Raw genomic sequence first — 23,529 nt, 5'->3', positions numbered from 1 at the left:
CTTTCCTTCTACATCATTTTCCCATATAATTGCACTAACAATAGTGGAAAAAGGAGAGCGCTATGAACAATTCAAAACGAGTATGGTTTGACTTGCTTTTTTACATTGCAATCCCGTACCTCATCTGGAATCAGGGAAAAGACCTTATCGGTGACTATTACGCCATTTTGTTATCGACAGCACCTGCATTCTTTTATACTATTTATACGTTTATTAAAGAGCGTCAATTTAACGTAACGGGACTGTTTCTTGTTATTACATTGCTTGCGCGAACAATCGTAGACTTATTGTCAGGTAATGCAGAAACCATGCTGATTAATCAAGTTTATTTTATGATTGGACTAGCTATTTTTACTTTGATAACGATTTTAGTGAAGCGTCCAATTGGGCTGTATTTCTTTGTTGATACGGCTTATCTAATGGGATATAAACGTGAGGACTCCAAAAGACTGTTTTTTGAGCAAGATCTCTTTAAAATGATGAACTGGTTAACTGTTTTGTTTGCGGGGCGCTATGTGTTTTTAGCGATTGTAAAATACATTCTTATTCAAAAGTACGGTGTTGAAGGTTATGGCAACATGATTGTCTTTCGTCAAGCAGTGACGTGGGCGTTCTCAATCTTAATTGCAATCTATACGTACTTTATTTATAAAAAGATTCAAGAGAAAACTGGAATTGATAATCCGATGAATCCAAATATGAACGAATAACAAAAGCGCTTCCTAATAAGGAAGCGCTTTTGTTACAAATACGTGAACAGTACATCAAACGTTGACACCTGCTCGTGAAAAAATAGTAAAATAAGTTGTCATAGAACTTGGATAAAGGGTAGGTGTGTTATTTGAAACTGTTAGTATGTAAAAAACAGCCGTATATGGCATTAGAAATGATTATGGTATTTTTCACAGCCATTTTTTTGGTTTTGGCTTTTTTTGATTATCGCCAAACATTCTTTTTATTTTTTACACTGGGGATTGTGTTTGCTATTCGAGGCTTCGAAATGCAAGAAGGAGAAAAGAAGTCTCAGGGAACAAAGTGGCTCCTTGCCGGGGTTGCTCTTATTATGTTGAATATTGTGTTGTTTGTTGTATATGCTGTCAACCGCTAAGCCTTTCTTCAATTAGAAGAGAGGTTTTTTTTTGAAAAAATGTTCAAGTGATATTATAAAAATGTTCATTGTTTGGTAAGATAGAAAAATGAAAACGCTACACCAACGTAAAGGGGATGCTTATGGAAAGCGACAAGTTAACGAAAGTAATTGAAGCAGCAAAGATGTATTATCTGCTTGACTATAATCAAAATGAAATTGCCAAAAAACTTGGAGTATCAAGACCAACCGTTTCACGCTTACTACAGCAAGCTAAGTCTGAAGGTATTGTACAGATTAAAATTATTGACTCTACGATTGATGTGGAAGAGCTGTCAGCTCAGCTTGAAAAAACGTTCAAGTTAAATAAAGCAATTGTTGCTTCTATACCTCATGAAGACCGAAACCTTGTAAAGGAAGGTTTAGGAGAAGCAGCAGCAGATTACTTGGATGAAGTTGTAAAAGATGGGGATATTATTGGCGTAACGTGGGGAACAACACTTTACCATGTAGGAATGAAGCTCAAAAAAAAGCGTGTAAAAGATGTGAAAGTTGTACAACTAAAAGGTGGAGTCAGTCATTCTGAAACCAACACGTATGCCTCTGAAATTCTGCATCTATTCGGAAATGCTTATAGCACCGTTCCTCTGTATTTACCGCTTCCGGCAATTGTTGATCATGTGGTAGTAAAGCAAGCAATGGAAGCTGACCGTCATATAAAAGGAATATTGGAACTTGGTAAAAAAGCAAATATTGCGGTTTTTACAACGGGTCCTATTAAGACAGGTTCTTTGTTGTTTCAGCTAGGTTACTTTACAGAAGAAGATTTAAAACAGTTAGATCCACACGCAGTCGGTGATATTTGTTCACGTTTTTTCGATGAACATGGATGCATTTGCAATCCGAGCTTAAATGAACGTACGCTAGGGTTAGATTTAGAAGACCTTAAGCAAAAAGATTATTCCATCCTCGTAGCGGGAGGAGCGCACAAAGTAGAAGGTATTTTTGGTGCGATAAAAGGAGGGTATGTTAATACACTGATCACAGACCCATTCACCGCTCAGCAGCTGCTTGAAAAAGAGACATCATAAAAAAACCTTGAACAAATGTAAAAATAAATATTTACATTTGTTCAAGGTTAAGATATAGTGAAGATATAAGATGTTGAAAGCGTTACAATCATGAAAAGAAAGCGCATAGGGAGGCCATATCAATGAGAGTTGTAGATTTAATTGAAAAAAAGCGAAATGGCTTAGAATTAACAAAAAGTGAAATTGACTTCATTATTTCTGAATATACAAATGGTAACTTGCCTGACTATCAGATGTCCGCACTAGCAATGGCAATTTACTTTCAAGATATGACGCAGGAAGAACGCGTTCATTTAACAACAGCGATGGTAAACTCAGGTGATCAAATTGATCTAAGTGACATTGAAGGTATTAAAGTAGATAAGCACAGTACAGGAGGCGTAGGAGATACAACAACGCTTGTACTTGGTCCACTTGTCGCAGCCGTAGGCGTACCGGTTGCTAAGATGTCAGGTCGCGGTCTTGGTCACACGGGTGGAACAATTGATAAGCTGGAAGCTGTGCCAGGGTTTCACGTTGAAATTACGAATGATGAATTCATTCGCTTGGTAAATACCAATAAACTAGCAGTTATTGGGCAAAGCGGTGACTTAACACCAGCGGATAAAAGCCTATACGCACTACGTGACGTAACGGCAACGGTTGATTCAATTCCACTGATTGCAAGCTCAATTATGAGTAAGAAGATTGCAGCGGGTGCAGATGCAATTTGTTTAGATGTTAAGACTGGAAACGGTGCGTTTATGAAAGACTTAAAAGATGCAGAAGCATTAGCACAAGCAATGGTTGAAATCGGAAAAGGTGTTGGACGAAACACAAAAGCTATCATTTCTGATATGAGTCAACCGCTTGGATTTGCGGTTGGAAACGCGCTAGAAGTGAAAGAAGCAATCGATACGTTAAAAGGAGAAGGGCCGGAGGATTTAACAGAATTATGCTTGACGTTAGGTAGTCATATGGTTATGCTTGCAAAGAAAGCAAGCAGCCTTGAAGAGGCGCGTGCGCTATTAATAGAAGTGATTGATAACGGACAAGCACTTGCAACATTTAAAACATTCCTTGAAGCACAGGGTGGAGATGCATCCGTAGTCGATGATCCATCACAGCTTCCAGATGCTTCTTATAAAATTTCGGTTCCAGCAAAAGCAGATGGCTATGTAGCAGAAATTGTTGCTGAGCAAATCGGCGTAGCAGCAATGAAGCTTGGTGCAGGTCGCGCAACAAAAGAATCAGTCATTGATTTAGCTGTTGGTGTAGTATTGCACAAAAAAGTAGGAGATGCTGTTAAGAAGGGCGATGCGCTTGTAACAATTCATAGCAACTCTGAAAACGTAGATGAAGTAATGAATGTTATTTATGATTCTTATACAATTGTATCTGAACAAGTAAATGCACCAACGCTCATCTATAAAGAAATTCATTAATTCTATTGCGCCTAAAGGCCACAATGGTTCAACTAGGTATTCAGTAGAAGAGTAACAAGACTTCTACAGATTAAAATTTCACTTTATAAGAGGATTGAAAGGAAGAATTAAACATGAGCAACGAAATTACAAAAATGATTGACCACACTTTATTAAAAGCTAACGCAACAGAAGAGCAAATTACAGTACTTGCAAAAGAAGCAAAAGAGTATTCATTTGCATCAGTATGTGTGAACCCAACTTGGGTTAAAAAAGCTGCTGAGTTATTACGCGATGCACAAGAAGTAAAAGTATGCACAGTAATTGGTTTCCCACTAGGAGCAAACACACCAGAAGTAAAAGCATTCGAAACAACAAATGCAATTGAAAACGGTGCAGACGAAGTTGATATGGTTATTAATATCGGGGCGTTAAAAGACAAAAACTACGAGCTAGTAGAGCGCGATATTAAAGCGGTTGTTGATGCTGCAAAAGGCAAAGCATTAGTGAAAGTAATCATTGAAACATGTCTATTAACAGATGAAGAAAAAGTAAAAGCTTGTGAACTATCTGTTAAAGCAGGTGCAGACTTTGTTAAAACATCTACTGGATTTTCAACAGGTGGCGCAACGGTTGAAGACATCGCGTTAATGAGAAAAACAGTTGGACCAGACCTTGGCGTAAAAGCATCTGGTGGGGTACGAGGATTAGAAGACGCTAAAGCGATGATTGAAGCAGGTGCTACGCGTATTGGGGCAAGCTCTGGCGTATCAATTGCTAAGGGCGAAATTAGCAACAGCTCATACTAATTCAATTACAATCTAAAGAGAATGTCTAGCAGGTTAGCTCATATACTGAGCTAGCCTGCTTTAAACCATGAAAAAGGATGATGAATGAATGGAACCGAAAAAATTAATTGAAGAAGCAATCGTCGCAAGTAAGCAAGCATATGTTCAATATTCAAATTTTCATGTAGGTGCAGCTCTTTTAACAAAGGACGGAAAACTATATCACGGATGTAATATCGAAAACGCTTCCTATGGTTTAACAAACTGCGCAGAGCGCACGGCGATTTTTAAAGCTGTTTCAGAAGGTGAAAAAGAGTTTCAAGCAATCGCAGTTGTTGGAGATACAGAAGGACCGATCTCTCCATGTGGAGCTTGTCGTCAGGTTTTAGCTGAGTTCTTTTCACCAGACACAGTCGTGATTTTAGCTAATTTAAAGGGCGATCACGTTGTGACGAATATTAATGAGTTGTTACCAGGGTTCTTTTCATCAAAAGATTTACAAAAAAAGTAAAGAATTGTTTTGAAAAAAACGCTCTCGGCAGCAGCTGTTTAAGGCCTATATAAGTAGGATTTAAATGGGAATTTATACAACTAGTGGGGAGTCTATTACATGCAATACTTAATTGGAATACTAGGGTTATTAATTGTGTTTGGTTTAGCATTTTTAGCAAGTAACAATAAAAAAGGGATTAAATATAAGCCAATCCTTATTATGGTTGTACTTCAGCTACTACTTTCAATGCTTCTATTAAACACAAAGTTTGGTTTTATCATCATTGATGCCATTGCAACAACGTTTAATAAATTATTGGAATATGCTGCTGAAGGAATTGAATTTGTATTTGGTGGCTTAGCGAACGAAGGAACGGCGCCATTTTTCTTAACGGTTCTGCTTCCAATCGTATTTATCTCGGTATTAATTGGGATTCTACAGCACTTTAAGATTTTACCTTTTATCATGAAAGGTATTGGTCTTGTGTTAAGTAAAATTAACGGGATGGGAAGATTGGAATCTTACAATGCAGTAGCTTCTGCCATTGTAGGTCAATCAGAGGTTTTTATCACAGTAAAGAAACAGCTGGATAAATTACCACCAAACCGCTTATATACGTTATGTGCGTCCGCAATGTCAACGGTGTCCATGTCAATTGTTGGTGCTTATATGACGATGATTGAGCCGAAATACGTAGTAACAGCAATCGTTATCAACTTATTTGGTGGTTTTATCATCGCGTCCATTATTAATCCGTATACAGTAAGCGCAGATGAAGATATTTTAGAAGTGCAAGATGAAGAAAAACAAACGTTCTTTGAAATGATTGGCGAATATATCATGGATGGATTTAAAGTAGCCATCATTGTAGGAGCAATGCTTATTGGTTTCGTTGCCCTAATCGCAGCCATTAACAACGTTTTTGAAATGGTAATCGGAATTTCATTCCAAGAAATTCTTGGCTATGTGTTCGCACCATTTGCGTTTATTATGGGTATTCCAGGTTCAGAAGTGGTAGCTGCTGGTGGAATTATGGCAACAAAGCTTGTAACGAACGAGTTTGTAGCAATGATGAACTTAGCAGATATGTCCGGACAGTTTAGTGAGCGTACGCTAGGGATTGTCTCAGTATTCTTAGTATCATTCGCAAACTTCTCTTCAATCGGTATTATTTCTGGAGCTGTTAAAGGCTTAAGTGAAAAACAAGGGAACACGGTGGCTCGCTTTGGTTTACGCTTATTGTACGGTGCAACGTTAGTAAGTGTATTATCAGCTATTATTGTAAGCTTTATTTTATAAAACAAATGAAGAAGGAAAAGCATTTCTGCTGCGGGCAGGATTGCTTTTTTCTTTTGTGGAAAGATAAGAACCATACAATACTTCGAGCACATGTAAAGGAGGTAGTAAAGAATCTAGTATTCTTTACGATAACATGGACAGCATTGGATTATTACTATCAGGAGCAGCGCTTTTTTTAAACGGACTGATGCTTTTAGGAAAAGCAAACGACAAAAACGTCGGGGTTTTTAATCTGTTTGTCGGAGTTTTTCAAATGATTGCGCCGTTCTATTTAATTATTGTTTCAGATCAAACAAACTGGGTGCTTTACGAAAAAGCCGCTATTTTCTTATTTGGCTTAACGTATTTGTACGTTGGTGTAACCGTTATCAAAGGAATGGAAGGTACAGGCCTTGGCTATTATTCGCTTTGGGTATCGATTTTAGCGCTTGTTTATATGACAATCGCCTTTACAAGGTATGGCGACGTTGTAAACGGCTTAACTTGGTTGCTGTGGGCATTTCTTTGGTTTTTATTTTACTTTATCAACACGCAGGAGCGAGATATTACAGAATATGTGGGAAAAGTCGCCGTTGTTCAGTCGTGGATTACGCTTACCATTCCAGCACTCTTTAACTTAACAGGCGTATGGGGAGCAGAAGCTCTCTATTACATGTGGATTGCTGTGCTTTTGGCTTCTATTTTATATTTTATCTACCTAGGCTATAAGCTCTTCTTTAACGAGCGACGCGTGCTCATGAAATAATAAAAAACCTAATCGATGTGATTAGGTTTTTTATTTTCTGTAATTTTATTATGTAAACTAACAACGTAAATATTATCATTGCGCTCTTCGTTTATGCTAAAATAATAGTGGAAGAATTTTTTAGTAAAGGGGACAGATTATGTTAAATTTTGAACGTAATATTGAAAAATACGCTGAGCTAGCGGTTAAGGTTGGCGTTAATATTCAACCAGGGCAAGTTTTACATATTTCTGCTGACGTTGCTTCAGCATCGTTCGTACGTGAAATTGCTAAAAAAGCGTACGAAGCTGGTGCAAAATCAGTAGACGTTGATTTTAAAGATGACTATCTTGTTCGCTTAAAGTATGAAAAAGCAGCTGATGAAGTTTTTGAAGAATTTCCAGCATGGCGAGTTCAAGAACGCGAAGCACTTGTAGAAAACGGTGGAGCGGTTTTATCCGTTATTTCAAGCAGTCCAGATCTATTAAAAGGCGTTGATGGGAAGCGTATTGCAACGTTCCAACGCGTGAGTGGTCAAGCGATGAAAAAGTTCAGAGAAGCTATTCAGTCTGACAAAATTAGCTGGTCAATTGTAGCAGTACCATCAAAAGAATGGGCAGCAAAGGTATTCCCAGACGCACCCGAAGATCAGCAAGAAGAAAAGCTATGGGAAGCTATTTTTAAAGCAGTACGTGTGGATCAAGAAAACCCAGTAGCAGCTTGGACAAAGCATAACGATAATCTACATGAAAAAGTAGATATTCTAAACGAAAAGCACTTTGCAAAATTACACTATAAAGCACCGGGTACAGATTTAACAATTGAGCTACCTGAAAAGCACATTTGGGTAGGTGCAGGCAGTGTAAACGAAAAGGGACATGACTTTATGGCAAATATGCCGACAGAAGAAGTATTCACTGTTCCAAAAAAAGACGGCGTGAACGGCCAAGTGACAAGCTCAAAGCCACTAAGCTATGCAGGTAATCTTATTGAGAACTTTACCCTTACGTTTGAGAACGGTAAAATTACAGGTGTTAAAGCAGAGCACGGAGAAGAAACGCTTAAACAGCTTATTGATACAGATGAAGGAGCAAAATATCTAGGTGAAGTAGCGCTAGTGCCACATAACTCACCAATTTCGCAATCAGATATTATCTTCTACAACACATTGTTTGATGAAAATGCATCCAACCATCTGGCAATCGGCAGTGCTTATTCCTTCTGCTTAGAAGGCGGAAAAACGATGTCAAAAGATGAGCTAGCTGAAAATGGAGCAAACGACAGCATCACCCACGTTGACTTCATGATTGGCTCAGCTGAAATGGACATCGACGGCATCAAAGCCGACGGTACAAGCGAGCCTGTGTTTAGAAAAGGGAACTGGGCGTTTTAATAAAAACAAAACCACACCGTTTATAGGTGTGGTTTTGTTTTGGTATACTAGACAAATTAAAGCTTTTCTAGCCAGTCTTCTAGCCATTGAACTGGCAGTTTAATCAAGTCTAAGTTAAGAGTTTGTAACTCAGATACCGTGAATGTATTCGTGAGAAACAACTCCCACTGAGCGTCTATATCGAGCATTACAGTTCTTGCTTTATCATCTAACAACAGAACTTGATGATCCTCTTTATCTGCTTCATATATGTAGAGAGAGCACCAATCGACCAACGCTTTATGGGAAATCTTTTGATTTATAGCAAGCGTAATAAGAATATGTAAATTTTGAGATGAAAATTCGTAATGAATCATATTATAAGACGCTTGCTTCATTAATTCTCATCACCGGATCTTGATCATGAAATCCAATACAAACGTTCACTATAGCCGAAGCATTCACCTCATGGTATGCTTTCATGTATGCTAACACTGACCGTACAACGAGATAAAGTGTCGAGCCTATGGCTTCGTTTGTATCGTCGAAGCCATGAGATTCGTATAGTTTGCCAAACGATTCTAGGTTTGGTCCATTTATTTCATCAATCCACTCGCATGCCCACTCATCATCTTCCTCTTCAAGTGGACTGTAATTTTCACAGATAAAAAGCGTACTGTTCCAATTATTATCTAAATCGTATTCAAAGTAAATGGCTTTGGCACTTGCAGAATGTGCAGTTGTTAAACCTTGAGTCAAGAGATCTTGTAGTGACTGTTGGTAGTCTTTTAGCGAAACGAACTGAATAGCTTTTACAAGATCAGTTCCGCAAAGCTGTGTACAAATGTCAAAATAACGCTGTTCAATTTCCTCTATAGGGAAAGCCTGTATATCTTTTTGCAGTAGGTCTAAATAATCATAAATATCCATTTGCAGCGCTCCGTTCAGTGTAGGGTATATTTATTCTACCATACTTAAACAAATGAATAATCGAAAAAAAGCAGTACTCAATCCGTACTGCTTTCTTTGTCTTCTTTTTTATTTCCTTTAAACATATGATAATACGTAAAGGCTAAGCATCCTGCTCCGGCGAAGGAACAAAAGTACTTTAGGAATTGAATTAGATCGATGGTGAAAACCTCCTTGGTTTGGGTATGTATAGGATATAGCTTGTGCAATAAAAGGAGGTTTATGATACAAATAGGAAAAAATACCAGATTATAGTTCGTACGGCTCGCGGAATGCGAGATGATTTTGTAAATCTTCAATACCTAACGCTTTGTTAACTGCTTTTTTCATTACATCATATTGATAGATATGGTGGAACTGATTCTTTTTCGGCGTGCTGCAAACAATTGACGCTTCCGCTCCATTTTTATCTGTAAAATGGATTGTCAGTTCTCCAAAATAACGTTGGACAGGTGAGCCTTTAGCGCCTTTTTCATTTTTGACGTGCTTGACAAATTCAGCACGCTGAATACGTTGAAGAGGAATCATGGCTACTTGATTAATTAATAAATGTTCTTCATACATTTCAATTTTTGAAATAGCAACCTGATCAATTCCTTCTGCTGATTTTACTTGCCCAGTAACTGAAACGATAGGCTTATGAACATTTTGGTCATCGGAGCGTGGGCTCGTTTTTAGAAACCAAAGGCTTGCTAGCAGTGCAAGAACAGCTGCTGCTAAAAAGCTGATGATTAGTAAGTTCATTTCGGTCCCTCCCTTTTCACTTCAAAAAGCATATTACGTGACGTCAAGTAACAATATGATTACAATTTATGTATAGGTTCGACAAGAAAACCAGACAATCCTTCTTTATCCAATAATTTTAGTTAGATACGTTAGATAACTATAAAACCTTGCATTAGCAACGATAAAATAACAAAATAGTACGTTTTAAGCAGGAGTTTTATGGTAATCTATGGTTAAGTGTTTACATAGGTACTTTCTCATATTTTGATTATGTTACAAATTTTACACATATTTTTGAGTCGTTATCGTGTATAATCACTTTTGTGCAACATGATCACGATATACATAAAGGTGTAAGGAGGCACACATTTTGTCTTTAGGAGTAAAGAAAATTATATTACTTATTTTACTAGTGGTTTGTTTAGGCCTACTTGTCGTGCAGTTTACGAATCGAGGAACAACGCCAACTGCCAAGCAAGCTGAAGAAACGTTAGATAAATTGCCAGCGCAAGAAACGGTTAATGAAAAAATAAAAGGTGATAAAGAAGAGCGTAAATACAGAGTTTACTATATTACAATTGATAAAGTAGAAGATGGACGCTACTATGGAACAACAAAAGAAGGTACTGGTATTTCATTTTTAGAAGCAAAGGTAAACGAACCGCTGCCAAAAGGGCTTGAAAAAGGTGATATCGTCAAAGCATACTTTGATTTAGAGTTTAGTACAAACGGTATTGTGAAAGTTGAAGAGGTTGATGAAATCCCTGAAGAATAAAGCGTTTAAGCGTAAATAGCAAGTAGAAGACCAAATCACAACGATTTGGTCTTTTTTATAATTTTACTGAGCTAAAGGAAAATTCATGATGTGAAAGGAAGAAACAAAATGCTGTCGAATGTATAGACTTGTTGAAATAGCAGGTTAGGAGGACATATGGTGAGAAAGTATGAGTTGAAAAATAGCGCTCCAACATTGGAAGAATACAAATATTTGTGTGAGGCTGTAGGGTGGACTAATTATATGAACTTTGAGGTAGTGAAAACTTCTTTAACAAATTCTATTCACTGCATTACAGCCTACGACCATGAACAAATTATAGGTATGGGACGAATTGTTGGTGACGGTGCTATCTACTTTTATATTCAAGATATAGTGGTTCATCCAGATTACCAGAATAAAGGAATCGCCAAAGGTATTATGAACCTATTGTTTAGCTATTTAAAACAGAATGCTCCGGATAAAGCATTTATCGGTTTATTTGCATCACAAGGTAAAGAAGGTTTTTACGAAAAATACGATTTCAAAAACTACTCTCCGAGCATGACTGGAATGTTTACAGTCATTTCAAAAGAAAAATAGCTGCTTCGCATCCGTCTTTCTTCAAAAAAGAAAGGCGGGGTTGTTTCTTGACAAACAGCTATTCTGTGATACTATATACTGGTAGTCAGTAATACTTATTAGAGGATTTTCATAAAGTGCTTTATAAAGCCATTATTCATTGAAGTACAAATGTAAGTAACTGGAGGCTGAACGATTGGAAAATATTACGGAAATGCTAAAAGGGGTGCTTGAAGGCTGTGTCCTTGAAATTATCAGCCGAGGCGAAACATACGGGTATGAAATTACGCAGCACTTACGTCACCTTGGCTTCACTGATGTAGTCGAAGGAACAGTATATACCATTACAATGCGGCTTGAAAAAAATAAGCTGGTGGAAATTGAGAAAAAACCATCCACTATGGGACCACCTCGAAAATTTTATACACTCAATGAAGCGGGAAAAGAGCGGCTTGAAGAGTTTTGGACGAAATGGGACTTCGTATCGAGCAGAATGAATGAATTAAGAGCAAGAAGCATAAAAGGAGGTAAGTGAAATGAATTTCTTTGAGAAAATCATTGGAAATTTGGATGAAAAGAGAGAATGGCGAGCGATGGAATCTCGTGCAAAAGCACTTCCAACCGAGTATCGAAACGCTTATAAAGCTATTCAAAAATACATGTGGACAGCTGGTGGAGGTCCTACAGATTGGGAAGGAAACCGACGTATCTTTGGCGGGATTATTGATCTTTTTGAAGAAGGAGCAGCAGAAGGGAAAAAAGTAACGGACCTTACAGGCAAGGACGTAGCTGCTTTTTGTGATGATCTCGTTCATGATGAGCAAACGTGGAAGGATAAATACCGAAAAAAGTTGAATGATACCATTAGCCGTGGTGAATAAACGTAGTTAAAATAAGAAATAAAAAGCGCTTGGGTGTTCCATCCGAGCGTTTTTGTGTATAAATCCATAGAGTTCAGCGGTCAATTTTAAATGCCTAGGCTACCATTATTTAAACTTACTTTGGTAGATAGGCGGAACACTGTTGGTAAGTTGATTGATGGTTGTTTGTTCTGAAAGTATTGTCCCTGTGATAAACTTAGAGTGAGATACCCATATTTTACTATAGCTCTTATGCTAAAAAGATGGTTGCTTTGACATGTTTAATATATGGTAAAATATACAATAAAGGTACACCATAGAGATTGAAGAGTGAGGAGAGAGAAAATAAAAGTGGGAGTTCTAATTATTGTAGCAGCGGTTATTATTGCTGTGATTATTATTGTTAAATCAACCAATAACCAAAAGCCGAAGCGCTCATTTCTTTATGACCGAGAAGTGCCAAACCATCTTGGTATCCGATATGGTGAAAAAGGAGCTGCGCTTGAAGAGAGTTTCGAACGCTCTTTATCTACTTCATATATGAAACAGGTGAAGGAAAGGGTAGCAAAAGAGCACGGAATGAAGCCTCATGAAATTGAGTGGGCAACTTTTGAACTTAAACGATACTTTTTAATAAATGCTGTTATTAAAAATGTGCCCATGTTTAGCTCAAAAGTAGATGATATATGGCACGAAATGATTATGTTTACGATGGACTATGAGCGTTTTACCAAAGGGTTTTATAGTCGATTCTTACACCATCAGCCCAATACGAACAGTGAAGCAAGCTCTGAGCCAGGAAAGCGTGCGTTCTTTGACTGGGTTTACACACATTTGTTTGATGTAAAAGATAATAGTCGTCTTTTATGGGGAAGGTTTTTTCAACACCCTATCCCACGTTCTATACTGAAGGACTTTCACCAATTGTCCGAAGAAAAACTGATTGATAAATACTTTACACCTTCTGATGAGTGGGATGAGCTTAAGAAAGCGCTTGTTCGCCAATTAAAAGGAGAAATTAAGCAAGCTGAACACTTGAAGCAAAATGCTAAGCAAGAGCCGTTTTCTAAAAAGTCAAAGAAAGTAACAGAAGTTACGCTGTTTCAAGCCTTTATTTTTTATTCCTTATATGAAGCTGAAGACTTTGGCTACCATATGGGTATGTTGATGAAGAGGCCAGAAACATCAGATAGTGGCACATACTCCAGCGGCTATGCTTGTTCCACGCCAATGGATGATTCCCACCATAAGCACGGACATGGGGGTCATGACAGCAATGACTCGTCCTTTGACAGTGGGGGAGATAGCGGAGGATCAAGCTGTTCAAGTTCCAGCTGTGGCAGCGGATGCGGTAGTTCGTAACGAATTTTTTGAAAAATAACAATATACGTATTGACAGTTCAAAGGTTGTTCGTTAGAATTACTTTTTGTGTATGAAATATCTACATTTTTCGACAATACACTCGTCTCATTCGAGAGACGAGTTTTATTGTGTAAAAGGAGCATATAACGAAATGAAACAATTAACTGTTAAAGACATTATCGTAATTGGTTTCATGCTGTTTGCGTTGTTTTTTGGAGCTGGAAATCTAATTTTCCCGCCTTTTTTAGGACAGGAAGCAGGAGAAGCATTTTGGCCAGCGATGATTGGCTTTGTTTTAACAGGAGTAGGACTGCCGATATTAGGTGTGATTGCAATTTCTACAGTAGATAACGGAGTTCAAGCACTAAGCGGCAGGGTTCACCCACTATTTGGACTTATTTTTACAACCATATTATATTTAATGATTGGGCCGTTTATGGGCATTCCGCGCGGTGCAAATGTAGCTTATGAGATGGGACTAGCACCATTTTTAGGCGCGAACGTAGGTGGAGTTTCCCTAGTGCTTTTTTCAATCGCCTTTTTTGCACTTGTATATTGGCTTAGCTTAAATCCAGCGAAGATCGTAGATCGAATCGGCAGTTTATTAACTCCCTTTTTATTACTGACAATTGCTTTAATTGGTTTTGCAGGGTTGTTTAACCTTGAACCATCCTTCGGGAATGTAACAGAAAAATATGAAAATGCCCCGTTTTTTACAGGCTTTATGGAAGGGTATTTAACGATGGATACCATCGCTTCATTAGCGTTTGGGATTGTGGTAATTACGGCAATTAAAGCCAAAGGCATTACCGAGAAAAAGGCCATTATGAACACAACGATTAAAACAGGTGTCATTGCCGGCATTGCCTTATGTAGCGTGTACATACTCATCGGTGTATTAGGAGCGAGAATGGGAAGTACGTCTACGTTCCAAAACGGAGGAGAGCTTTTAACGGCAGCAGCAGAGCAGTTTTACGGAGCAGCGGGTGTTATTCTATTAGGAGCTACTGTAGGAGTTGCTTGCTTTACAACGTGTGTTGGGCTAATTACAGCGTGCGCTCAGTATTTTACAAGCGTCTTGCCAGGAGTTTCTTATCAGAAAATTGTTACAGTACTAACGATTGTGAGTTTACTGCTAACAAATGTGGGACTTAATCAAATCATTTCTCTGTCTATTCCGGTACTGACTATGATTTATCCGTTAACGATCATGCTTGTTGTGCTTTCGTTTTTCCACTCTTATTTTCAAGGGTCAAACGTGATCTATATTACGACGCTTTTATTGACAGGAATCGTTAGCGTATACGATGGGCTTGTATCAATAGGAATGCCATCGATATTTGCTTGGTTACCTTTACACGCTCAAGGGTTAGGGTGGGTTGTACCAGCAGTGATTGGCGTTGTGATTGGTTTATTATTTATTTCCAAAACAAAAAATCCTTCTCGTTTAACTTAATTGTCAGAATATTTTGTTCAAATAAGAATGGAGAAGTATCGAAAAAGAGGACATAAGGTCCGTACACGACCTTATGTCCTCTTTTCATTTTCTTATTAAACCTTTGATTAGAATCCGAAGAGTGAAGCAGGGAGAGATTTATCCTGGAATAGCTGGAATGTGGTTTCTTGTGCTCGGTTCGTCGTTTATAAATGTAATATTTATTGAACCTATCATTTCTTTCTTTGGGTTATTTGCACCATAGTCCTCTGGAAAGTGATGAATTATTTTATTGCTTTCTTCAAACAATGAAAGTCCATTTTGATTTAATAACTGCAGTAACTGTCTAACACCTCTAATTTCTATTTCAAAGTTGATAACAATTACTTTGTTTGAATACATTGTATGATTTGTAACCCAGCCAGCACATTTTGATATGCTGCTAACGGCATAATCAATCATTTTATATCTATTTTCTCTTGTGAACCCTTGTATTCTAATTGTTTCTGGCAACATTACATCACCTCATTTCATGCGTATTTATTGGTGCGAATTGTAAAAAAAAGCAGAGGGAAGTGTTGATATTCCCTCTGCTAAGTTAGCATTAATACAACAGAGCTATCTATTCAAATTAAGAGGTAATACTAGGGATTTCTAGATTAGAGTTTACTAAAGCTAAGCTAACACTCACTTTATTACTTTAGCCATTCTTTGTTTTCTCGTTTGAGTTTGATTGCTAAATCAGCAATAATATTTTCTAAATCTCGTACTTTTTGTTTTAATGCTTGGTTTTCTTGTTGAAGATCTATCGTACGTTTGTCGTTTTTCGATTCGGTTTTCATTTCTTCTTTAGTTTTCGAAACAAAATTATTAAAATTTTTTCGGCTTTCGTTTTTAACAGTCATTTCTTTTTTCCAGTTGTAAATCGTTGAGATATGAACATGAAGCTGATCGGCAATGTCTTTTGGTTTCATTCCTTTGGCTAACAGCGATTGGGCTAGTAAGCGTTCGTCTTCTTTCGTATTCAACGTAGCTCCTCCTTTAAAAGGTAACTGTATGTAAAACCGAGATGTTTCTTCTATTGTAATTGAAGATTGGTTGCATCCACAACATTATTTTCTAAAAGCGAATAATCAAAGTTGAAAAACGAAAATGACAAAAAAGTGATAATTAAAAACGAATTCGAAATTCAAATGACAAGGAGCCAAAAGTCTGGTATGATTAGAACGGTTTTGAAAAGGAGAGGCTGACACGATGAACATTTTATGGGACTTTGATGGTACCATTTTTGATACATATCCAACAATAGTAAAAGCATTTAAAAAGCTTGTAAAAGACGAATCCGTTACAGAAGCTGAAATCTTAAAACAAATGAAGATTTCGTCGGAAGTTGCAATCAAACACTTTAACGTAGAAAAGTCAGTTTTTGATGAAAACTTCCATGTGCTTGAGCATCAGCTAAGTCCTGAAGACAAGCCTGCGTTTCCTCATGTAGAAGATGTACTAAAGTGGGCGGATAAAAACGTGATTGTAACGCATAAATCACGCGAGTCTACTCTTGCTATTTTAGCGTACTTTGGGATGGAAGACTATTTTACAGAAATCATTACAAAAGACGATGGATACAAGCGTAAGCCGGATACAGGAGCTTATGCGTATCTTCACGATAAATATCATCTTGATTTAGTTATTGGTGACCGTGAGTTAGATTTAAAGCCTGCGCGTGAGCTTGGCATTAAAACGTGTGCTTTTCAAAACGATACGCTTGAAGCAGACTATCATTTAACGTCATACGATCAATTTTTTAACAAAGTTATAGACAAAAACTCGTGATAAGCGATTCGCGAGTTTTTTGTTTTTTATGCATAAATGGAAGTAAAAGTAAGAGGTGGAATGAAGTGAATAGGTTACAAAAGATGTTTGGCTTACTTTTGATTTTGATGCTCGCCGTTCTAAGCGGGTGTGGAACGCAAACAAGTGAGTCAAATGAAAAGAAAGCAACGCAGCCGGCAGCGGAAGAAACAAATGTAAATCAGTCCGGGGATGAAAATGCAGTGGAGTCTTCACTGAAACGTGAAGGCGTTATTGGAGTCGCAGCTACTGTTACACGAGTAGTTGACGGTGATACAGTCAAAGTAGAACTTTTAAATGGGAAGGAAGAAACGGTACGCCTCATTCTTGTAGACACCCCTGAAACAAAGCATCCGCAGCTGAAGGTTCAACCGTTTGGACCAGAAGCATCTGACTACACGACTGAGCATTTAACAAACCAAGAGGTCACGCTTGAGTTTGATGCAGAAGAGCGCGATCGCTACGGTCGTTTGCTTGCGTACATATGGATAGACAGCAAGTTGTTTAATGAAGAGCTTGTGGCAAAAGGTCTGGCACGCGTAGCGGTCTTTCCTCCCAATACGAAGTACGTGGACGAATTTCGTAAAACGCAGGACCAAGCTCGAAAAAACAAGCTGGGCATCTGGAGCATTGAAAACTATGTAGAAGAAAAAGGCTATAACTCTGAAGTAGCCAGAGGTATAAAAGAAAAAGAAGAAGACGAATCAGCGGAGCTAACCGAGCGCTGTGAAAATAAAATTAAAGGCAACAAAAATTCAAAGATTTACCACGTCCCAACTGGTGCACACTATGACCAGAAGATGAACAACGTGCAGTGGTTCTGTACGGAAGAAGAAGCAGAGAAAGCAGGGTATCGTCAGTCGAAGAATTGATGATGCTAACATTAGATTGTTTTTAGGCTGTTGAGATGAAAGTACTCAGCAGCCTATTTTATGTTCTTCTTGTTAGTGTTGTTTATTAGGTAATTTACGACTTGCATGAGCTTTTCCTTGACGCTTTTCGTTCTGCTCCGCCTTAGCTTGTTTTTGGTGTAATTTCTCTACAAATTCATTTGTATTATCCATAAGAAAACCTCCTTAATTTAAAACTCATTTTTACTTTATCCTTAGCAAAAGGATTGATGCATGCAATTAATGGATGGATTAATTAGTCTGAAAGCACCTAAGAAGCAGAACTAACTGGGAATAATTTAAAAAAAGTGGCGAATTCCGAGAAAGAAGGTGTTAGCGGATAATACTTTGGCTGTTCCATTAACTGAACATTAAAAAAGCTAGAGGGTGAACTAAACATTCATCTATTGAGTAAATGTTTGGATGAAGGGTGATCGCAGCAGAAATAATTGTTCCATTGCCTAGTTCTAGTAATAATCCAGCTGGCACAAAAACAAAGTAATTTTAGGCTGTGCTAAGCAATAGTAAATATACTGAGAGCATTAACGGTCGCTAAAATTCACCATTTTCCAACTGGTATCCACTACCATCAGAAAATGAACAACGTGCAGTGGTTCTGTACAGAAGAAGAGAAAGCAGGGGGTCGTCAGTCAAAGAATTAATAGCAAGATAAAAATGTTTAGAAGAAGACATTGTATTCTAGGCTGTTGAGAAATTGTGTTCTCAACAGCCTATTTTAATGGAGAAGAAAGAACATTTCTATACTTACTTAATAAATGTCTCTAACTGTGTATGGAATTGTGAGATGAGGGTGGAGCTAAAAGTGCTGCTGTTATATACGTTACAATCCATTCTAATACTATTTTATTGTCTACTTCATCATTAGAGATATTGTTGTTAGTCCCTAATGGAATAAATCCACCGATATTATTGATAATTAGTCCTATCATATGTTTATATCTCCAGCATAACTCTTGAGTTGATAAAAGCGGTAAAAGGTTTTTCAAAATTTCCATGTATTCAGAATCAACAATTTGAGTTTTTTTATAAAATACAGATCTTATTTCAGCATTGGTATCAATCAAGAGTAGTCCTAGCATTTTTGATTTCTTTACTTTTTCTTTTTCACTGCCGATATTGAGGTGAAAAAAAGGCTCAGCAAATGACTTAACAACGTCCTCAACTGATATAGGATTATTTCTTTTTTTCAAGGTAGCTAAATTTGAAAGTTGTTCTGCGTTTAGTTGACCAATAATTCTTTCAGCCATAAGTTCCATTAAATTTGTCTTTGAACCAAAATAATAATTTACTGCGGCTACATTTACTTTGGCTATCTGCGTTATCGTTCGTAGAGAAAAATTGGATCCTTCCTCTACATATGCCTGTTCAGCAGCTTGTAGAATTTTTAATTTTTTATCTTCTCTTTTACTCATTTTTCTTCCTTCCCTTAATTATCAATATGTATTTGGCTTATTTTTAATTAGTATATACCTTTCATTTAAACCATTCAAATAAGGTCTAAATATGCTATATATCCTTTAGGTGTGATGAAAATAAAAAAATTGTTAAAAGACTGATAAAGGACTGATAAAAGTCTAAAATTTGAACGTTTTGTGAGGACTATTGACATTAAGGAAGGTAAAAAATAAAATTAAAACAGTTGTTTTAATTGTTTGTTTTAATTTTAGGAGGTACATTATGTCCACCACTAGTTTTTGTACTATATGTAAGAAAGATGTTAGCGGCTTAAGTTTTGAGAATAATCAAGCGTGTGAAGAATGCAGTAAAAATTGTTATGTGATTTCTTTACAAATGAAAAAAAGTAAAGAATGGTCTGTGTTAGGAGTGAGAAATACAAGAGAAGAAGCGGAGAATGAAGCCCAAAAATTGATGAGTAAATTTCCGATTTTTAACTCGTATAAAATAGAAAAAACCAATTATTTGGAAAGAAATCAAGAAACTATAAATAATTCCGAGGAGATAAAAAGCCTTAACCCTAAAGAGGTAAAAGAGTTAGTTAGTTCTACAAATAACATACAATTACTAGATGTAAGAGAGAAGCACGAAATAAAAAATGATTTAATTTTGAATGCTATTAATATTGAAGTGAAAGAAATTCCCCATAAAGTTAACGATTTGTCAAAAGAAAAAACCTATATTGTGTATTGTACAGCAGGTTACCGCAGCCCATATGTTTGTGAATTTCTCCAGGAAAGAGGCTTTAAAACTTACGATTTAAGGGGTGGACTACTAGGGTGGAAGGGAGCTGGCTTTGTTGTACCTGTAATTGAAGGAACTTTTAAGTTATTAAATAAATTACGTAAATAGAGACTAGGGGAGTAAAGATATGATTTATTTTGATAATAGTGCTACAACATTTCCAGATAAGGATGTTTTAGAATGTTTTTTTAATACAACTAAAAACTATTGGGGAAATCCCTCATCTATTCAAGGTTTAGGAAGAAAAGCATCTGTTACATTAGAAGAGGCTAGAAATATTTGCAGCGATTGTTTAGGTGTAAGACCTAGAGAAATTGTTTTCACTTCAAGTGGAACAGAAAGTAATAATACAGCAATTAAGAGTATAGCTCTTCAGTATATAAATCAAAAAAAGCATATCATCACAACCAGTGTGGAACATGCTTCCGTCTATAATACATGTAAGCAGTTGGAGGAATGGGGTTTTTCTGTTACTTATCTTTCTGTGAATAAAACAGGGCATATTAACATCGAAGAACTAAAAAGAGCCATCCGTTCAGATACGATACTTGTATCGATCATGCATGTTAACAGTGAGTTAGGGAGTATACAACCCATTAAAGAAATTGGAGAATTATTAAAGAATTATCCCGCTATTACTTTTCATGTAGACGCAGTACAAGCGTTTGGGAAAGTTGATATTGATATTACTAATTGGAATATTGATCTTTTATCATTATCCTCTCATAAATTTCACAGCCCAAGAGGAGCTGGTATCTTATATGTTCGAGAAGGGGTATATTTACCGCCACTGCTAGTGGGAGGTGGTCAAGAATATGGACAACGATCTGGAACTGAAAATGTAGCAAGCATAGTAGCTATGAGTAAAGCGATGGAAAAACAATGTGAACATATAGAGAGAAATAACAGCTATTTAAATAGTCTTAAAAATCATCTCTTATCTGGTTTACGAGATATACCTAACTGCCATATTAATAGTTCTACAGAGAATAATAATGCTCCTCATATTATTAATTTTTCAATTGAAGGTATATTATCAGATGATTTAATACGCTCCTTAGAAAAATATCAAATATTCGTCTCGAAAAGCTCAGCTTGTTCTTCAAGTAATGCTAATCCTTCAAGAGTATTGACAGCATGTGGATTAAATAAAGGTATTGCAAATAGTGCCATTAGAGTTAGTTTTTCAACTCATAATACGCTTGAAGAAGTTGAGTCATTTTTATTCGCTTTAATCCGCGAGATTTTTTCTAAGGCAGAGGTTTAAAGTATGAAAAAGCTGCTAATCGTACTTACTTTTTTTATAGCTGTTGCTTGGTTTGGTCATACATTCTCTAAAAACTTTATTGTAGATCCTACCTTTACAAAGTTTCTACAGTATAAAGGCTCCTTAGACTTATTACAAAATAGTATATGGTTAATATGTTTACGATTGCATATCGTTTTATCTTTACTAGCATTGATAATAGGACCTATTGCTTTTTTAAAAAGTACACGTTCTAAAAATAAAGTTATCCATCGTACAGTAGGAAAGGTTTATATAATCAGCATCTTCATAAACTTCTTTCCAGGTTTGTTCGTTTCTTTTTATGCTACTGGAGGACTAATTAGTACAATTGGGTTTATATGTTTGAATGTCGCTTGGTTTTACACGACGTATCAAGCATATCGGACAATTAAAGCTAAACGAATTCAATTGCACAAGGAATGGATGATCAGAAGTTATTCCTTAACATTAGCTAATACAACTATATACGTTGTGACTTTATTGTTAAATAAAGCCCTCCAGCTTGATTACATTTTATCCTATCAGGTAGCTGTATCTATAAGTTGGATAGTAAACTTGCTAATTGCTCAGTTCATAGTGTTAATTATTAAAGAGAATGCAAGGAAAAAGCCTTCATTAACATAACGTATGTAGACTAATATACAATTTTAATTAAATGAGAGTGTGTTTATCATTATATTTATACAGTGATGTGTAAAAAATATTGTGAAAATTAGTTTGAAAAGAGCCCCTTCTATAAAGGGGGAAAACTCAAATGTTATAGAACGAAGTTGATTTTTTACAACATAAAACAGAGATAAGATGTAATACATGCTATAAGCAAATGAAAAAGTTAAAGTATTAATTTCTAAGGCGATAGTTGATTTTTAACCAAATTATAAAAGAAGTCCAAGCTATTGAAATAATAAAGCATAACATATAAAGTAAGACTATTTTTATCTGTTCAAAGGAGAGGCGCAATTGAAAGTTGTTTCTGATTTCAATTCAAGTGTTCCAAGTAATTTTAGCGATAGTTTAAATATCTCCATTCCCAGCAGTTCAACCGTTATATTAGGTGAGTTTGAATTGTCTGTTGATAAAGAAGGTTCTAATGTTGTGCTAAAAGGAACTGCAGGTATTCAGTCATTTTTAGGATTGCCAAATGTTATTATAAACGTACTTCGAAATGGCGATATTATTGGTTCTGTTGACGTTAGCACATTAGCCGTAAATGAACTTAGACTTGCTACATTTAATATTATTGATATAAATGCTCCGATAGGGTATCACACTTACACTTTGACAGCTCAACGATTAAATGCATTGTTAACACAAGCAAATGTCATTGGACCACTTACGTTTACTGGCACAACTGTATCTCCAGCTCTATAATAGTGTTTTATATAGTTATGTAATAAAAAGCAGTGTATGGGATGTACACTGCTTTTTTACTTATCCTTGTTAAAGAAATAATAACCTATACAAACTAAAGTGTTTTTAAGGCTTATCTATATTTTCTCAAAATCTTTTCTGGAAGCTATATACGAGCCGGCTAAGTAAATGATAATTAAAATGGGAAACGAATAAAGATATTTCCAATCTAGAGGTTTATATAAACCAATCCAATTAAGAAGAGGAAGGCCAATAAAAGAAGATAATGTAGAATAAACTACTGCCTTTATAATAGGACTGATTTGAGGTTTTACCTGTATAAAGAACATCATTGAAATAGGAAGCAAAATTAAATCCCAAGGCAAGTAGTTAGAAGTTAATGGAAAAACTTCATATCGATAATCCCAAAGTCCTAAAAAATCTCCAATCATGTCAAGAAATGAGGAAAAAATAGCAACGAAAAGTCCCGCATATAACAATCGATCTGTACTTTCTTTTTTTCTAAATTTTATCCAAAAGCCAATCAATAAAAGAATGAGAAATACACCTAACCACCATCTCCAACTAAATAATGTGTAATCCATCCATATCTGAAGTTTTTCATCATTGAGCTGTCTTTGTTTTTCAAAATACGTGTCGTAGATAAGTGTTGTATTAGTCATTAATTTTTCCTTTCAATGTTATCTAGTAACATAATTCCTTCAGTTGTGACTATGAGAGAATTATCTTTAATCGCTACTTTTTTAGAGTTCGTTTTTCTAGGTTTTCTAAATCATTTTTTAACCAAAGAGTTTGAGCAAATGTTGATAAAATTGATACAACACCTATCACTATAAGAAAAATTAATTTGCTATCGCGTTTGTAATACATTGTTAATGTAACCACCTTTATCATTTTTGTATAGTATCTCTTTTTCAACATTTTTTATGAATAAATGTTTCTAAAATTTATCCATAAAGTTGA

General features: G+C 36.3%; 29 protein-coding genes. 21 read left to right on the top strand and 8 right to left on the bottom strand.

Annotated features, from left to right (window positions below; genetic code table 11):
• Positions 1–62 precede the first annotated feature (62 nt).
• The 9 genes from EPL02_RS12135 to EPL02_RS12095 all read left to right on the top strand — a co-directional run bounded on the left by EPL02_RS12135 (position 63) and on the right by EPL02_RS12095 (position 8,278).
• Positions 63–710: a VC0807 family protein gene (locus EPL02_RS12135; protein ID WP_131887850.1), complete on the top strand. Its 648-nt coding sequence runs from the start codon at positions 63–65 to the stop codon at positions 708–710.
• Positions 711–841: 131 nt separating this feature from the next.
• Complete coding sequence (locus EPL02_RS12130; RefSeq protein WP_247600266.1) at positions 842–1,108, top strand: hypothetical protein; 267 nt, start codon at positions 842–844, stop codon at positions 1,106–1,108.
• A gap of 122 nt (positions 1,109–1,230) precedes the next feature.
• Positions 1,231–2,178: a DNA-binding transcriptional repressor DeoR gene (locus tag EPL02_RS12125; protein WP_165932563.1), complete on the top strand. Its 948-nt coding sequence runs from the start codon at positions 1,231–1,233 to the stop codon at positions 2,176–2,178.
• Positions 2,179–2,300: 122 nt separating this feature from the next.
• Positions 2,301–3,602, top strand: coding sequence for a pyrimidine-nucleoside phosphorylase (locus EPL02_RS12120; RefSeq protein WP_094910336.1), 1,302 nt, complete (start codon positions 2,301–2,303; stop codon positions 3,600–3,602).
• Between the two features lie 113 nt (positions 3,603–3,715).
• Positions 3,716–4,390 carry a deoxyribose-phosphate aldolase gene (gene deoC / locus EPL02_RS12115; RefSeq protein WP_094910335.1) on the top strand — a complete coding sequence of 225 codons (675 nt, stop codon included), beginning with the start codon at positions 3,716–3,718 and terminating at the stop codon, positions 4,388–4,390.
• Positions 4,391–4,478: 88 nt separating this feature from the next.
• Positions 4,479–4,880 carry a cytidine deaminase gene (locus EPL02_RS12110; RefSeq protein WP_131887849.1) on the top strand — a complete coding sequence of 134 codons (402 nt, stop codon included), beginning with the start codon at positions 4,479–4,481 and terminating at the stop codon, positions 4,878–4,880.
• Between the two features lie 99 nt (positions 4,881–4,979).
• Entirely contained in the window at positions 4,980–6,161 is a 1,182-nt protein-coding gene (locus tag EPL02_RS12105; protein WP_094910333.1) for a NupC/NupG family nucleoside CNT transporter, read from the top strand.
• 133 nt (positions 6,162–6,294) lie between these two features.
• Complete coding sequence (locus EPL02_RS12100; protein ID WP_131887848.1) at positions 6,295–6,906, top strand: AmiS/UreI family transporter; 612 nt, start codon at positions 6,295–6,297, stop codon at positions 6,904–6,906.
• Between the two features lie 139 nt (positions 6,907–7,045).
• On the top strand, positions 7,046–8,278 hold the full coding sequence (locus tag EPL02_RS12095; protein WP_131887847.1) for an aminopeptidase: 1,233 nt from the start codon (positions 7,046–7,048) through the stop codon (positions 8,276–8,278).
• Between the two features lie 56 nt (positions 8,279–8,334).
• Here the strand turns inward: EPL02_RS12095 and EPL02_RS12090 are convergent, their stop codons facing one another.
• From EPL02_RS12090 to EPL02_RS12080, 3 genes are all read right to left on the bottom strand, one after another.
• The gene (locus EPL02_RS12090; RefSeq protein WP_131887846.1) at positions 8,335–8,655 is read right to left on the bottom strand and encodes a hypothetical protein; all 321 of its coding nucleotides are present in this window, start codon (positions 8,653–8,655) and stop codon (positions 8,335–8,337) included.
• A complete protein-coding gene (locus EPL02_RS12085; protein WP_131887845.1) occupies positions 8,636–9,187 on the bottom strand; it encodes a hypothetical protein in 552 nt (183 codons plus the stop codon). Before EPL02_RS12085 ends, EPL02_RS12090 begins: the two co-directional genes overlap by 20 nt.
• Before the next feature lie 288 nt (positions 9,188–9,475).
• The gene (locus EPL02_RS12080; RefSeq protein ID WP_094910328.1) at positions 9,476–9,970 is read right to left on the bottom strand and encodes a hypothetical protein; all 495 of its coding nucleotides are present in this window, start codon (positions 9,968–9,970) and stop codon (positions 9,476–9,478) included.
• 352 nt (positions 9,971–10,322) lie between these two features.
• Here EPL02_RS12080 and EPL02_RS12075 point away from each other — a divergent pair, with 352 nt between their 5' ends.
• The 6 genes from EPL02_RS12075 (at position 10,323) to brnQ (ending at position 14,967) form a co-directional block, all read left to right on the top strand.
• Complete coding sequence (locus EPL02_RS12075) at positions 10,323–10,727, top strand: hypothetical protein (RefSeq protein ID WP_094910327.1); 405 nt, start codon at positions 10,323–10,325, stop codon at positions 10,725–10,727.
• Positions 10,728–10,886: 159 nt separating this feature from the next.
• On the top strand, positions 10,887–11,309 hold the full coding sequence (locus EPL02_RS12070) for a GNAT family N-acetyltransferase (RefSeq protein WP_131888469.1): 423 nt from the start codon (positions 10,887–10,889) through the stop codon (positions 11,307–11,309).
• Between the two features lie 175 nt (positions 11,310–11,484).
• Positions 11,485–11,823 carry a PadR family transcriptional regulator gene (locus EPL02_RS12065; RefSeq protein ID WP_131887844.1) on the top strand — a complete coding sequence of 113 codons (339 nt, stop codon included), beginning with the start codon at positions 11,485–11,487 and terminating at the stop codon, positions 11,821–11,823.
• A gap of 1 nt (position 11,824) precedes the next feature.
• Positions 11,825–12,169 (top strand): DUF1048 domain-containing protein, encoded by a 345-nt coding sequence (locus EPL02_RS12060; RefSeq protein ID WP_131887843.1) that lies wholly within the window; start codon positions 11,825–11,827, stop codon positions 12,167–12,169.
• 330 nt (positions 12,170–12,499) lie between these two features.
• A complete protein-coding gene (locus EPL02_RS12055) occupies positions 12,500–13,510 on the top strand; it encodes a glycine-rich domain-containing protein (RefSeq protein ID WP_286175422.1) in 1,011 nt (336 codons plus the stop codon).
• A 152-nt stretch (positions 13,511–13,662) separates the two neighbouring features.
• Positions 13,663–14,967 carry a branched-chain amino acid transport system II carrier protein gene (brnQ, locus tag EPL02_RS12050; RefSeq protein WP_131887842.1) on the top strand — a complete coding sequence of 435 codons (1,305 nt, stop codon included), beginning with the start codon at positions 13,663–13,665 and terminating at the stop codon, positions 14,965–14,967.
• A 138-nt stretch (positions 14,968–15,105) separates the two neighbouring features.
• Here the strand turns inward: brnQ and EPL02_RS12045 are convergent, their stop codons facing one another.
• Both EPL02_RS12045 and EPL02_RS12040 read right to left on the bottom strand, forming a co-directional pair.
• On the bottom strand, positions 15,106–15,459 hold the full coding sequence (locus EPL02_RS12045) for a hypothetical protein (protein ID WP_131887841.1): 354 nt from the start codon (positions 15,457–15,459) through the stop codon (positions 15,106–15,108).
• A gap of 182 nt (positions 15,460–15,641) precedes the next feature.
• Positions 15,642–15,974, bottom strand: coding sequence for a helix-turn-helix domain-containing protein (locus EPL02_RS12040; protein WP_165932562.1), 333 nt, complete (start codon positions 15,972–15,974; stop codon positions 15,642–15,644).
• A gap of 226 nt (positions 15,975–16,200) precedes the next feature.
• Here EPL02_RS12040 and EPL02_RS12035 point away from each other — a divergent pair, with 226 nt between their 5' ends.
• Complete coding sequence (locus EPL02_RS12035; protein WP_131887839.1) at positions 16,201–16,779, top strand: HAD-IA family hydrolase; 579 nt, start codon at positions 16,201–16,203, stop codon at positions 16,777–16,779.
• Between the two features lie 65 nt (positions 16,780–16,844).
• Positions 16,845–17,669 (top strand): thermonuclease family protein, encoded by an 825-nt coding sequence (locus EPL02_RS12030; protein ID WP_256993285.1) that lies wholly within the window; start codon positions 16,845–16,847, stop codon positions 17,667–17,669.
• 72 nt (positions 17,670–17,741) lie between these two features.
• Here EPL02_RS12030 and EPL02_RS12025 read toward each other — a convergent pair whose 3' ends face one another.
• Together EPL02_RS12025 and EPL02_RS12020 are read right to left on the bottom strand one after the other, a co-directional pair.
• The gene (locus tag EPL02_RS12025) at positions 17,742–17,861 is read right to left on the bottom strand and encodes a DUF4023 domain-containing protein (RefSeq protein ID WP_094910320.1); all 120 of its coding nucleotides are present in this window, start codon (positions 17,859–17,861) and stop codon (positions 17,742–17,744) included.
• Between the two features lie 608 nt (positions 17,862–18,469).
• Positions 18,470–19,120, bottom strand: a complete 651-nt coding sequence (locus EPL02_RS12020) for a TetR/AcrR family transcriptional regulator (protein WP_094910319.1) — start codon at positions 19,118–19,120, stop codon at positions 18,470–18,472.
• A gap of 265 nt (positions 19,121–19,385) precedes the next feature.
• On the opposite strand from EPL02_RS12020, the gene EPL02_RS12015 reads away from it, so the two are divergent.
• The 4 genes from EPL02_RS12015 (at position 19,386) to EPL02_RS12000 (ending at position 22,566) form a co-directional block, all read left to right on the top strand.
• The gene (locus tag EPL02_RS12015) at positions 19,386–20,015 is read left to right on the top strand and encodes a rhodanese-like domain-containing protein (protein ID WP_094910318.1); all 630 of its coding nucleotides are present in this window, start codon (positions 19,386–19,388) and stop codon (positions 20,013–20,015) included.
• Between the two features lie 19 nt (positions 20,016–20,034).
• Positions 20,035–21,174, top strand: a complete 1,140-nt coding sequence (locus EPL02_RS12010) for a cysteine desulfurase family protein (protein WP_094910317.1) — start codon at positions 20,035–20,037, stop codon at positions 21,172–21,174.
• A 3-nt stretch (positions 21,175–21,177) separates the two neighbouring features.
• Positions 21,178–21,819 carry a DUF2306 domain-containing protein gene (locus EPL02_RS12005; RefSeq protein ID WP_094910316.1) on the top strand — a complete coding sequence of 214 codons (642 nt, stop codon included), beginning with the start codon at positions 21,178–21,180 and terminating at the stop codon, positions 21,817–21,819.
• A 336-nt stretch (positions 21,820–22,155) separates the two neighbouring features.
• Complete coding sequence (locus tag EPL02_RS12000; RefSeq protein WP_094910315.1) at positions 22,156–22,566, top strand: hypothetical protein; 411 nt, start codon at positions 22,156–22,158, stop codon at positions 22,564–22,566.
• 116 nt (positions 22,567–22,682) lie between these two features.
• On the opposite strand, the gene EPL02_RS11995 is transcribed toward EPL02_RS12000, so the two are convergent.
• Positions 22,683–23,228 (bottom strand): CBO0543 family protein, encoded by a 546-nt coding sequence (locus EPL02_RS11995; RefSeq protein ID WP_131887838.1) that lies wholly within the window; start codon positions 23,226–23,228, stop codon positions 22,683–22,685.
• Positions 23,229–23,529: the final 301 nt, after the last annotated feature.

Source organism: Bacillus sp. CBEL-1 (assembly GCF_004348885.1).
GTDB classification, from domain to species: domain Bacteria; phylum Bacillota; class Bacilli; order Bacillales; family Bacillaceae_H; genus Priestia; species Priestia aryabhattai_A.
The sequence above is the reverse complement of the archived record's forward strand: the minus strand, read 5'-3'. Positions and strand labels throughout refer to the sequence as shown.